The sequence below is a fragment of the Paenibacillus pseudetheri genome (genome assembly GCF_924513355.1).
Lineage (GTDB): Bacteria > Bacillota > Bacilli > Paenibacillales > Paenibacillaceae > Paenibacillus_AQ > Paenibacillus_AQ pseudetheri.
In genome coordinates, this window is the sequence record NZ_CAKMAB010000022.1 from 37,203 (window position 1) to 50,930 (window position 13,728).

Annotated in this window: 8 protein-coding genes; all 8 read right to left on the reverse strand. The window is 39.2% G+C overall.

Annotated features, from left to right (window positions below):
* Positions 1–6: 6 nt before the first annotated feature.
* On the reverse strand, positions 7–846 hold the full coding sequence (locus L1028_RS18890; RefSeq protein WP_234537372.1) for a TnsA endonuclease C-terminal domain-containing protein: 840 nt from the start codon (positions 844–846) through the stop codon (positions 7–9).
* Between the two features lies 1 nt (position 847).
* Positions 848–2,707: a TnsD family transposase gene (locus tag L1028_RS18895; RefSeq protein ID WP_234537374.1), complete on the reverse strand. Its 1,860-nt coding sequence runs from the start codon at positions 2,705–2,707 to the stop codon at positions 848–850.
* A 64-nt stretch (positions 2,708–2,771) separates the two neighbouring features.
* Positions 2,772–4,472: a TnsD family Tn7-like transposition protein gene (locus L1028_RS18900; protein ID WP_234537376.1), complete on the reverse strand. Its 1,701-nt coding sequence runs from the start codon at positions 4,470–4,472 to the stop codon at positions 2,772–2,774.
* Positions 4,473–4,614: 142 nt separating this feature from the next.
* Positions 4,615–4,878 (reverse strand): hypothetical protein, encoded by a 264-nt coding sequence (locus L1028_RS18905; protein ID WP_234537380.1) that lies wholly within the window; start codon positions 4,876–4,878, stop codon positions 4,615–4,617.
* Between the two features lie 2,058 nt (positions 4,879–6,936).
* Positions 6,937–9,432, reverse strand: coding sequence for a glycosyl hydrolase family 98 C-terminal domain-containing protein (locus tag L1028_RS18910; RefSeq protein ID WP_234537381.1), 2,496 nt, complete (start codon positions 9,430–9,432; stop codon positions 6,937–6,939).
* 83 nt (positions 9,433–9,515) lie between these two features.
* Positions 9,516–11,948: a glycoside hydrolase family 95 protein gene (locus L1028_RS18915; RefSeq protein ID WP_234537384.1), complete on the reverse strand. Its 2,433-nt coding sequence runs from the start codon at positions 11,946–11,948 to the stop codon at positions 9,516–9,518.
* Positions 11,949–12,022: 74 nt separating this feature from the next.
* Entirely contained in the window at positions 12,023–12,847 is an 825-nt protein-coding gene (locus L1028_RS18920; RefSeq protein WP_234537388.1) for a carbohydrate ABC transporter permease, read from the reverse strand.
* Position 12,848: 1 nt separating this feature from the next.
* A complete protein-coding gene (locus tag L1028_RS18925; protein ID WP_234537391.1) occupies positions 12,849–13,727 on the reverse strand; it encodes a carbohydrate ABC transporter permease in 879 nt (292 codons plus the stop codon).
* Between the last annotated feature and the right edge of the window lies 1 nt (position 13,728).

Genomic DNA, 13,728 nt, shown 5'->3' on the forward strand with positions numbered 1-13,728 from the left:
AACCTCCTAACCAATTTCGGGAAATTGATCGTGTTGGTGGATTATTGAAGAATCGGCTTCATACACTTCTATAATTTCCGATGGATAAATTTTTTTATACATATCAACCTTCCATTGTTTTGTGGCAAGCATATGCTGAACAATAAACATTGAGGTTCCTATAGGCAGGCCTAACTTTTCATCAAATTCAATAGTAATTATTGATAGTGGCATTTTTTGCTTGATTCTTAAAAACAACTCTGGCGCTATAGTCTTAATCAGGGACGTACTAAGCTCTGAAGGAGCAAATTTCAAAAATCTTGATCGATGAACCCATTCAATATTTTCCACAAATGCACGAGGGACATCTAAATCAGTAACAACTTTAAAATCTATCCCTTTTTCTTGATAATATCGTTGTTCAATTGTAAGTTTCTCTACTGTCCTAATGCTTAAGTCTCCAGCTTCTTTCAATGTACGGGCATAGAGCTGACCACTACCTTCGGACAACATAAAATCAGTTGTGATAACAACCGGTTCATTTGTTTTTGGATCTGTATGATGTTTAACTACTAGCTCATCCGCGATCTCTAAAGTTCTTTCTAGAGGCAAACAAGGATATTGCTCTCTTATGTCAGTAATTCGATCAGACCAATCCACCATATAAAAATATTTTCTTTCAAAAATAGACATTAGATGATGAATTCTTCCTACCGTCCAACTATCCATCCTTGTAACTACCCCACTTGAAGGAACATCATGAATTGTTAGCCATGGCTTATAATCAACTCCAAAACCCTGCCCTTTCCCTTTTTTGATGCGAGCCTTAATTTTGGTGTCCGTCCATTCTCGCTTCCTTTTGGCCATATTAGACTTCCTCCTTCATTTGATTAAAGAACTGGGTTACATGCTCTAAAACTATATCCGAACAATTCTTATAACGATAATTATTTAAGAAACTTGAAATTGTCAGGTGTGTTCTTATTTTTTTCAATTGATTTGCTGTGATCGGAATTCTTCTAATCAGATATTCTTCATGAGACTCCGTCAGTTTTTTTATAGTTTCAAAAGTCTTTGGTAGTCTATCACTTTGATTGGAAAATCTAGACGCAGACTTTGTTATACAACGAATAATTGTATATTGAACAATTCTTCTTGGATGATTATTTTCCCGCAATTCATCAACAATCTCTATGACTTGTTTTGAAAGCTTCTCATCTTCTAAATCCCAATCTTTTGGTTTAAATCCATTGCCATTATTTCCATAAGGAAGAATGTTAAGGAGCCAATCAGGCTCTTCTGATCTAAGCTTGTAAAAATCGTTTCCTATAGTAACAGCTATTTCCTTCCTGGTTAAAAACTCATCCTTCTCTAGAAGCTCTAAAATTTCTTTTTTGGTATTTTCTTTTCTGATGGGTCCTTGTTTTTCATTTCTATTCATTTTGAAAGAGTTACTTATTCCACTAATATCCATCCTTATTCTTTCAACTGTTTTCCCCGTTTTTTCGGCTAATTGCATTATCTTTTGGCGAGATCCAGATGCATCCGTCAGAGCTTTACGCCACAAATCACCATTGTTAACAACACGTGTTTTACTTTCGCCGGCATCAATCACATATTTACAGCCACAGGTAGGACATATAAAAGATGCATGCAGAGGTTTTTCTTTTTTATTTTTGTTTATCATCTTCTTACAATACTTAATAACTTTTTCGTTATAATCTGGGCACAAAGGATTAATACAATCCCAAGGACCGTTCCCCCAATATATGGGGCAATTTAATGACGGCACCTCATAATTTATAAACTCTTCACAAGAGCCACATAAAAATCTCATTAATAGAATATTAACGAGGGGATTTCTCTTAATTCCATTAGCTTCTGTAAAATTAAGCTTATTTAAATAATTCTCAGTGACATTGATCGTCTTCAAATTTTCCATCTTATAAAATGAAACAATATCCGAAGAAATAACCTTATTTTTATAGAATTTATGATTTCCATACGTATGATATCCTTTTAGTCCAAAAAGGACATCATACTTATATAAAGTTAAAGGCTGGGGATGCTTTGTGATTTGCAACAATGTTTTTACGTCGGTTGCCATATTAAATAAGAAATTGTTCACTTCATTATTTTCAGCTTTTATAGGTGTTAGAGTTTTTCTACAAAGAGGACAAGAATCAGAGGTAGGTTGATACGTATTGTTGTCGGAATCCGCTAACAGTTGTTTGCATGATGAACAATGTTTGATTAGAATAACATGATGCAATGGACATATATGAACAAAATTAATTTGATGTACCCGGTGGATATAGCTTTCTCCAAACCTTGTAGTATCTGAAAACAAACATTCAGGACAAAATTTGTAGTGTTTTTCATCTATAGGCATTATATAGGATGCGGCATTAGCATTCATTTTCTTAATTAACATGGATTCAAACATTAGCTTATCTATTTCATTGGGTAAAAAGGGGTGATATAGCGAATAGTATGTATGATCAAATATAATGCTCTCTTCAGATTTATATGAATTTATCTTTTCAGCAAATAGGCTCAAATTACACGGGTAGATACTGGGCTTGTTGGCATTAGTATCAAAAAGATCAATCATAATCCTCTTAAATGGATATTGTGTATCTGCACCGATCCGAGATTTATAACGAAATAACAGGCTACGAAAGTCCTCATCTGGGTACCCCTCTGGAAAGTAAGCTTTTTTTTCCATTATTCCCCCTCCCAATTAATTCAGACTAATTAATGGTAATTACCCATTTCTTTGGATTTTGACACTACTCCAGCCTACGATCAAGATAATTTCGGACCTGCTCTGTACATTTGCTTGTGATAGCTGCTAACTTTAGCACCTTCCATTTTTTTAATTCATTACAGTCCTTTAATTGTTTTAGCGCCCAATCTATTCTTCTCATTTGAAACTCTTCTAAGCTTTCAATTACTTGACTCAAAACCAACTTTGTATCCGGCAACTTACTTGGATAGTAAATGATTGAACTATGAAGTTGACCTCTCTTAACTATCTCGCTTTTAGTAATCCTTGTTGGTTTAGCTTCATCGAGTATTTTAGTAACAGCAGCAAAAACTTTGACACTCATCGCTTGATCTCTTTCCTGCCAGTTAACTCGAGCTGGGGATTTTTTCTGATGTTCTTTTCCGCTTCTGCTCCCTGTTACTTTCTTTTGAACCTTAGTATATTTTTGTTTTTCACCTTTTTTAATCATTCTAACAAAGGTTTTGGAATCCACGCCAAGTCGTTTAGCCTTCTCCCTCTGCGAAAGGTTATGATTTGAGTGTAGTTCTTGCGCTGCTTGTAACCAGATGGGACCGAAAGATTGAATTCTTCCGATTCTAAAACGGTCTGCATAACTTAAGTCAGGCCCAGTCCGTACGTAGATGAAGCCACAATCACAAATGAAATGGCCGGTTGGTTTCTTCGTTTTGCTCCCAGTTGTAATCACACAATTTTGGACGACAGATTCTTTATAATGTGTTGAAGTTTTATTTAAACAAGGCCATGGTGCATATCCAAATGACTCTGGTCTTCTTGTAAGTGTTAGATCATTAAATGAGACACCTAGAAATTTAGTGAATAGTATATGGCGCAGTGGATGGCAATTCTCCTTGCTCTTTCTCAGCAGCTTATGTAGCCAAGTATCCTCTGAATCTTCTTCTATATTACTTTTAAGCGTTCTCAGAAAAGAAGAGCTGTGAAACTCCGTGAAATCAGCAATTAGCATTTTAAATCGTAACCGTCCATTCCCGGTAACATACCCTTTCGAGTCCAAATCAGCTAGGTAATACTCTCTCAACGTTTCCTTACATATTTTATCTTCACACTTTAAATTAAGTATGTCTAAAGAACTCTTTGCAATATCGCTCATTTCGTTTTCAAATTCTATCTTTACTTCAGCATCTGTAGCCTTATAAACTGTATTAAAATCAATAAAGTCATGCTTCCCTCTTATCGTTGATATTAATATATTGGAATTATTAAGCACTGAGGAATGTAGAGGGCACAGATATACACCGGGGAGTTGATGGACTCTACGCCAGTAAGAAACCCCATACGTTCCTAAATCGTGTAACACGCAATTGTTACAATATTTAAGGAATTTGGGTTTAGGTATACTACATGCGGTAATACCTAAAGACATATGAATTCTCCTACCATTGTTAGGTGATAACATATAATGTCGTACTTTTTGGGCAGTTTCTTTGGAGATAAATGGCCTATAATATGGGTAATTTGTGTGGTTGTTTAATATGGTTTCTACTGTATTGTGGCTCTGTGCAATCTTGGCAACAAAACTCGATAAATGACTCGGAAAGTCTGTAATAGCACAGCAAGAACGAACGTCAAATAATTTTTCAATATATAGTTTTTGAGCCGGCTTACCAATATTCATTTGATACCTTGCGCAAGCACTGTATAAAAGCTCATCCGGGTACAATTCCGGAAAATAGCTGTACTCCATTGAGTATCTTTCCCTTATAGCGAGATTCCATCTGATTTGCATTATTGCAGCCTTTCAGATGTTACATACATACTTAATATCCATAGTCGGATATTAGGTGCAGTGAAAAGTTAAAAACTGTATATGCTTTGCAACTCATCAATTACACACTAGAGATATCTTCAACAGATACTTCCTTAGAAAAGTACCGATCTGCGCAGCTATCAACAAGAACTTCTCGAGTTTTTTCGTGAATTTTTAGTAATTGATTTAATACGAAAATCCGTTGAACATTATCTTCAGCAAACATAAAAAACTGCTTCTTGTAATAACTAATTTGCTGCTGATGAGAGCTTGAATATCGCTCGTTTTTTTCATAAATGCTTAGCAATTGTAAGTGAAGCCTATAAACATCATCATAGTTCATGTTTATTTACACTCCTTCAAAATTCAGATAAAAGTCCTATTTCTCACTCAAATTCTAATGCTTCTAGCAGTTTTTTCTCAGTCCAAAGCTTCACTTCAAAATTCACTATTCCATCGGTAATTAATATCTTTAACTCAGTTGGGGTTGGACTTTTTAATTTATGCAAAAGTATATTCCAGCATTTTGGAATATCTCTTTGCAACTTAATACAATAATTGTATTTTCCTTCAAAGCCCTCTTCCTCCTATTTTATTCGTGTTTAATATCATCATTTTTCACTAAATTTAATGTACTTAAACGTGTATACCAAGATATAATTACCAATTAAGAAAAGCCTATTATAGAACTAGACTAAAGTGCAGCATCTGATTATAGTCATCCTAATGAGTCATAGGCCTCATGCTAAGCTTAGAATTAAACTTGAACTATAAAATTGTAAAAGTCGCAAATATCTTTTGGATGCTCAGTCTCTTTGCAGCCACTAAATAATCTGAATTGATTAGTTTTAAAAATAAGATTTTGTCTACAAACGAATCTGACGTAAAAAGGATAATTTAATAACTCTAGATTTTTATGCTGCTCAATCACAACAACTCCCTTTATAAGCGACGTTAGTCTATAATTCGATTCGAATAAGCTACCTTGTACAAGTTACGGAGGTATTTTTTCTCACCCGATAATTGTTCATTTCATCCTAATAAGCTCGATACTCTTCTCAAGGCAAAGTTAAGCTCACCAATACAAAACAGGATGTGAAATGATCTTAGGCATCCTGTTTGAATGATTGTTCATTATCAGTGATAGTTCTTCCTTATTTTAGTACTAAATAGTCAGCATAGCAGGAATTCGCCTGCTAAAATAGGAATCACTGCTGTACATTTTAGATTCACTGCGACTTGCTTCAGCACATTATTGGCAAGCGAAGACCAGCATTAATTAAATGCAATTATGGAGTCATCAGCACGCACGACTACGTTATTATTTTGCACAATAAACCTGGTGCGCGGAGCTACAGGATATACCCGGTACGTTCCGCTGCCACATCTGGAGTGATCTGGAGCACGGAATTGCTGGCTGTTGCAGATCGTTCCGCTTGTCTGCTTTTGGAAAGGCGTTCAGGCTATCTAATACTTTATTTTTGAGTATAGTTCCTTATTTTCTTTTGATAGTAAATACAAAAGAAAAAGCCGCTTTATCTCAAGGGTAAAACGGCAAAACAAGGAGCACCTAATTCAGGAAATCTATTAATGTTTTTAAAGGAGATTTCATGGAGTTGATTTTGAAACTTCTACTTCCAACTTAACCAGGTGGTTCATACAAAAAATAAGTACATCAGGAAAAAGAAAATCTTCAAAAGCCAAAAACGGAAACAAATACCTTAAATCTGCTCTAATTGAAGCAGCCCATTCCGTAGCAGAGTCAAAAAATTATTTAGGTGCTATGTATAGACGCACAGCCGCACGAAAAGGAAAAAAACGAGCAGCAATAAATGTGGCTCATGCTATGTTAAGAATTGCTTATTATCTCTTAACTCGTAAGGAAATGTACATAGACTTAGGTGAAGATTACTTCGATAAACAGATGCAAGAGTCTATAGTAAAGTACGCCATTCGTGGCTCGAAAACTTAGGTTATTCAGTGAAAATCTCTGACGTTTCTTAATAAATCTGATCTCAACTATTCGAAAAGTTAAAGCGCACACCTTTTTTAAAAAATGTATGTGTGGGGTCTTCTTTACTGTTGTCTTTTACTGTGACTGTAGAGTTAATTTTCATGGGAGTTTATAGTGACTACAAGTAACAACAATAACGACAATCGGCTCATATTCTTGGTTCTTTTCGACAATAGGTACACTCATCGTTCTTGTCCCACGACAACATAAACTCTTTTCCCATTTTGCCCTAAGAAGTCTGGTCCGCTGCAGTAAGTGGATTCATCCATTTCAATGCAAATATCCGAATGCTTCTGCAAAATCTCGGAATTAGGAAAATAAAAGAGAACCGATGCCTCCTTCTTTTTGGAGTTTCGGTTCTCTTATTCATTAAATGAAATTCACTTCCTACGGTAAAATCTCAATTTTATCGAGGTCAGGTGCATAAGCCGAATCATTATAGATCTTTATCGTATTCATTCCTGCAGTTAGGTCAACATCCAACGAGGAAACCGGTGCAACGGATGTCCATGAGTTACCGCTTGAGCTCAAAGTCTGCCCCGCTCCACCATTTACGCTTACGAAGAAGGTACGGATTCCACTTACGATACTGTAAACATTGAGTCGGTACTTCCCAGTGGTATCAACATTTACGTTTAATGTTACGTAATTTGCAGCGCCATTGCCAATATGGCTGACCACTGTACCGCCTGATGCTGTACTCAGATTTTTGATCGCTGCAGAACCGTTTAGTGAACCGCTTTCTGCTTCAATTCCCGATTTGCTGGTCGCAGCTGCTGTCAGAACGATTTTGTCAAGATCAGGTGCATATGACGAGTTATTATTAAACTTAATTGTATTCGCTCCGGCATCCAAGAAAATTATCAGAGGCACGGGCGCCGCAGGCTGCGACCATGAATTGCCTGTGACTGTCAATGGTTGACCGATTCTGTCGTTCACGCTGACCTTGAAAGAACGTGTGCCTGATACGATACTATAGACATTCATCGTATAATACCCTGGCGAATCCACAAACGCATTAAGCGTGACCGAACTTTCGCTGCTAGTGCCAAGTTCCCCGACATATTTTCCGCCGGAAGCAGAACCAAGGTTTTTGACAAGTGCTTCTCCGCCTAGCATCCCGCTCTCGCCTTCAATTTGCATCGCAGGGTTCGAATCGACTGAGCCTGGATGATTGGCAAGAATTTGAATATTTACTTCACCATTGTGTTGAATCGTCAACGTATATTCTTTATTGACTTCATCCCATTGTTCACGATAGGTGTACCCGTTGTCGCCGCTGATAGTTAGCTGCGGACGCCCTTCATCATAGGTTCCATTGACTCTTATAATGGATGTACGTAATGCACTGTCATTAGGATTTGTTGTGTATGTGTTGTAAATGTAATGATTAATCGCCTCTTGATCCCATCTCGTACCATCGTAAATCGAGCTTTTATCAACGCGATAGTTATTAAGATGAATATCAAATTTGTCGGACGATTCGCTAATGACCGCATAGGTATGCGGATTCGCGCCAATATAAAAATAAGTGCTGGGATTGATTGCCGGCTTTAGCTTGGAGCTTTGATATATGTTCGTATTCTCGCTACTATTCATCCAATACCACGTATTCCCGTTTCTAGAGGCAAACGTGTTCGATGAATAGGTTTCCTCTGGATATAATGACTTGAAATAATCTTCATCCTTTGGAATAGTCGATGTATTCTCGAAATTCGCTAGTTCAGTCGCGTTTACATTTGTCGGAAGCAGCGGAATGATGCCGTATTGGCCCGTACTCATAAAGATTTCTGAATAAGGTGATGTGTAAGGAACAGAAAAAGCCGGACGTCCGACATAAGCAAATTTGTTCTTTGCAAGTACCTCGTCTCTCGAAGGAATGTGTATGCTGCCATCGACAATTTTGTTCAAGAAAGGCAATGCTGCACGGGTATAACCTGGTGTAAGGCGTCCTTGGTTAGAGGTTGAATACCAGCCGGCTTCGGACTTGAAAATTGTCGCGCCTTCACTGGCAGCGCGAATCATATCCATGACATATTGCGATTCGGGATACGAGAAGACCTGCTTCCAGTCACCGTTTAAATCATTCCATCCTCTAAACAATTCACCGTAACCTGCTAGCTGCCAGTGCCACCAATCCGAGCTGGTTCCCCAATTCCCAGCTAAGTCGGCAAGGAATAATCCTAAGCCTAAGCTTTCGGTTGATCGATCTGTATAAGATTCTTTATATAGGAGAGCAAAATTCTCTTTATGTGCTCTCATGGCGTTGATTAAATTAGGATTATTCTGGATCCAATCCATCATCGTTCCATTCGGGCTAAAGATGTTCGTATCCGACCATACGAATAGTCCACCGTATTGAGAAGCCATGTTAAGCAGATCTGCCAAATACTGTGAATGATTTCCTTCGGCTTCGCCAAACCAAGGCGTTGAATTATACAATTCTGCAGCATTAAAGCCTTTTAAAGAGCTATATTTCTGCATAAGTCCCTCATACCAGCTAATAGGGATTGCTTTACTTTCCCTTGTTTCCCCATTTATGGCTTGTACCATACAGGATATTTGGTTGGCTTCACACTCATCCAGTCGTGCAGTAATCCAATTTTTAACGTTATCAGTGTTATTCAGAGAATTTTCTGCAATGAGAAGAATCGTAGAATAAGGTTTCTGGTTCTCGGGTATTGAATTCCATAGCTGTGTTAATGTTGAAGAATCCGTGTAATAGAACCCGATCATGTTCAAAGGATGTGTATTGTTTACCGTTACACGCATTGCTGGCTCTGCTTTTGCTTGTGAATTGAAAACATTTAAGAGACTAAGCAGTAATAGAAATGATGTGAAAAGTAAAATCCATAAGTACTTACGTGCTTTAATAGTAGTCATTTGAACTTCAGCTCCTATTTCGCATTAGATTTGTTACCTAAACCAATCATTTTTGATCTTGCCATAATCACCCCCTCTTGGAATTAACGATTTGTGGGCTGCATCGCCATCATGCTGACGACCTGATGTGCTGGCAGTTGAATTTCATATTGATAGCTATCGTGCTTACGCACGGATTGAATGATATGCATGTCAGTTTTAAGGGGTATAGCAGATCCTACACGGTAACAGCCTCCCCGATCCGAATTCAAATGCACTTCCGTCACTTGGCCATTGTTCCATTCCATATCTACCGTAACGCCGCCCCTGGCTCGGAGGCCGCGAACCTTCCCATTTGACCATGCGGCAGGTAGCGCAGGCAGAAGAAGTATTTCATCTGTATGGCTTTGTAAGAGCATTTCTGCAATCGCTGCGGTTGTCCCGAGGTTTCCATCAATCTGGAAGATGGATCTGGTATAATCAATGTGTGTATCGACCATATATGGATGACCGTCGAATAGATTTATGAAGGTCGAGTTGCTGAATAAAGCAAGCATATTGTCGTGTGCCCTCTCCCCATCCCGCTGTCTTGCCCATAGAGCCATCGCCCATGCGCAGCTCCAGCCTGTACGACCGCCGCTGTGTAGCATTCGATATTCTAAGGATTTACGAACGGCATCGCTTAGTTCGGTATGACGGCCCATTTGAATGCTGGACCCCGGATACATGCCATATAGATGCGATAAATGTCGATGTCCCGGTTCCCACTCTTCGTACTCGTATATCCATTCCTGCAGTCGACCATCGCTTCCGATCTGTAAAGGCTGAAGTTTGGATATCGCCTCATCTAGTTGTAGTGCAAATTCATAATCTTGATTTAGAACTTCAATCGCAGCAATACACTGCGTGAATAATTCACGAATCAGTACCAGGTCCATCGTCGCTGCTTTTGAGATGGCGCAAGGCTCGCCATCAGGTGTTAAGAATTTATTCTCGGGCGAGGTTGAAGGATTTGTAATCAAGTACCCCGTTTCGTTGTCGGAAATCAACCAGTCCAGATAGAAAAGCGCAGCTTCCTTCATAATCGGGAATGCTTCTTCCTTCAGGAATATTTCATCTTGGTTGAAACGATAATGTTCCCATAGATGACTGCACAGCCACGCGCCTGCCATCGGCCAAAATGCCCATACCGCTTGCCCGTTTGCCGGTGAAGCGTCCATCCAGATATCCACATTATGATGCGCTACCCAACCTCTGCATTGATAATGAATCAGTGCCGTCCTCTTCCCGTGTTGTGCCAGCCGTTTGATCCATGCGAACAATGGCAGGTGGCATTCTGCTAGATTGGTCGTCTCGGCGTGCCAATAGTTCATTTGAACATTGATGTTTGTGGTCCAATTGCTCCCCCATGGGGCTCTAATTTCACGAGACCATATACCTTGCAGACTAGCGGGTTGAGAGCCGGCCCTTGAGCTGGAGATTAGTAAATAGCGTCCATAATGAAAATAAAGCGCTGCCAATTCAGGATCTCTAGCACCTTGAGTGACAGCTTGTAAACGGTGATCTGTTGGTAACTCAGAAATATCCGTATGCTCCAAAGACAGTTCAACTCTGGTTGATAGCGCTTCAAATTCAGAGGCATGCCTGGCCTTTAATGCTTTATAAGTCATCTTGCAATTGTGATCAAGCAAGCTTTGTACTAAATCTTTGAGATTTAGATCACGGTCATAGCCTTCCGAATGCAGCTCTGAATAATCAGTGGCAGCAGAGACGAATATCGTCACGGCATTGGCATTTCGAATCTCGATAACCGAATCATGCTCATTCCATTGAACATTCCCTTGATCCGTAATCCATTTCATAGCCGTTACAAAACGAAGCCCCCTCCCTTCCTCGTAAATGATCGGATGAGGATGATCTTCGATATAATTCGGTTCAACATGGCTAGGACATTGGCCAATAAGTTTAAACGTCGATGAACGAGCGTCATATTCGATATCATGCTTCAGCTGGCTATCTAACTTTAATGCGATCGATATTCCCTCTGGCTTGGAGCTCGTTAATCTCACAACCATACAGTGATCCGCGGCGCTCATGAACGCTTCTCTTGAATACGTCTCACCATCTATGGAATAGACGGTAGTCGCGACTCCTGTTGTCAGATGTAACGCGCGTTCATATGCAGAAACGCTTTCAACTTGTGTAATGTGTTGAATGTCCAGACTGCCTAATGGCAAATAGCATTCATGCCATGGTCCAAGCATATAACGCTCAACAATATCTTCAGCCGCTTTATATTCTTGCTTGAATATCAGGTCTCTGACCTGTTCTAGATGGCGAATCGCATCATAGTTGTTTGTATCCCTAGCGAAACCTGACCACAAGGTATCTTCATTTAAATCGATTCGCTCGTTATAAATACCGCCGTATACCATTCCTCCCATGAACCCATTTCCGATTGGCAATGCTTCTTCCCACGATGAAGCGGGTTTATCGTACCAAAGTGTTTGGTTTGAATTCGTTCTTGACTCAATCATGATAGCCTCCTGCTTAGACAGATTAGAGGGATTGTCTTAAATTTATGCTCTATCGCGTTTGGAGCGATCATGGTTTAACCCTTGACCGCTCCTGTCGTCATTCCCGAAATAATATACTTCTGCCCGAGAAGATAAATGATAAGCACTGGAATCAGTGCAATTGTGATGTAAGCACATACAAGTGCATAGTTATATGAGTACAGCTGTTGGAAGTTAAACACACCCATCGGCATCGTCCACATGGACGATTTGGGTACAAGGAATAGTACGTTGCCGAAATCATTCCAAATGTTCGTAAAGGTCAGAACGATATTCGTCGATACGACGGGCATTAATAGCGGGAAAATCACCTGAAAGAACATTCGGATCGGTCCAGTCCCATCAACATTCGCCGCATCGTCTAATTCGCGTGGAATACCATGAACGAAGCTATAGTAAATGAGAATCGTAAATGGAATTTGACTCGCTAAATCAACCATGATTAATCCAGAAAAATTGTTGCCCATATGCAAAATTTGAAGCAATTTAATTGCTGGTATAAACGAAAAGGGAGCAATCATCCCAGCGAGCAGATATTTATAAGTAAAGCTAGTGAAGCGGGATCGATGGCGTTGCATAATAAACGCAGAATATGAACATAAAATGACGGTCAAGAAAGTTACAGTCACAGAGACAAATAATCCGTTGGTTAGTCCTCTCCATATCTGTCCTTCATTGAATGACGTTATAAAATTCTCGAAGTGAAATGTTGAAGGAAGAGTAAAATCCATAATTTTAGATTCAGCTTCGCTTTTCACCGAAGTGATTAATATCAGAAGAAATGGAACGATATAGATGAGAAAAACGATGATGGCTACGAAATAGGTACCAAGTTGTAGGATCTTTTTACGATTGCTCATCTTAATTCGACTCCGATCTTTTGGTAAGGGAATTAATCGCTAGCGCTACGATCGTAATAATGACGAATTGAATGACGCTAATTGCAGCAGGATAGCCGATCGATCCAGATGACATCGATTTAACCAGGTAGGTAGACATCACTTCGGTCGCATGTCCGGGCCCCCCGCGAGTTAGGGCATATATAATATCGAAGGCTTTTAACCCTGAAATAATGGATAATAGGATGCTAAGATTTAATGTAGATGAGATACTCGGTAGAGTAATATTAAAAAATTTCCTAAAAGCGCCTGCCCCATCGATTTCGGAGCATTCGATCAAATCTTTTGAAACGGATTGAAGCGCTGCTAAGATCAGCATCATGGACCAGCCAACGCCTATCCAGATGTCTACTCCAACAACAGAATACATGGATATTGAGAAGCTTCCGAGCCAGTCATTCGCGAGCGACGATAGTCCAATCGAGGTTAAGAAATTATTCAGGAATCCCTCGTAACTTAGAATATAATTAAAGATGAGCGCAACCATAATGACGCCGAACATAATCGGGATATAGATCAATGCGCGAAGAAATTGATTCCCCTTAAACTTCCTGTTTAGAAGAAGCGCAAGGAAAAGTCCGATAATCGTCTTCCCTACTGCGACGAGAATGGCAAATTTAAACTGATTCCAAATACTTATTAAGAAAGCACCGCTATCACTGAACAGCGTCTTGTAATTCTCGAACCCTACGAAATGAACCCCGGAAGTTTTTATACTTGCGTCGGTTAGCGAATAGAACAAGCCTATCGCTGCTGGCGAGATATAAAAAACAGTAAAAATAAGTATGATTGGGACTAAGTAATATACGGGATATCTCTTTTTCTTGCAAGTGTCCTGCATA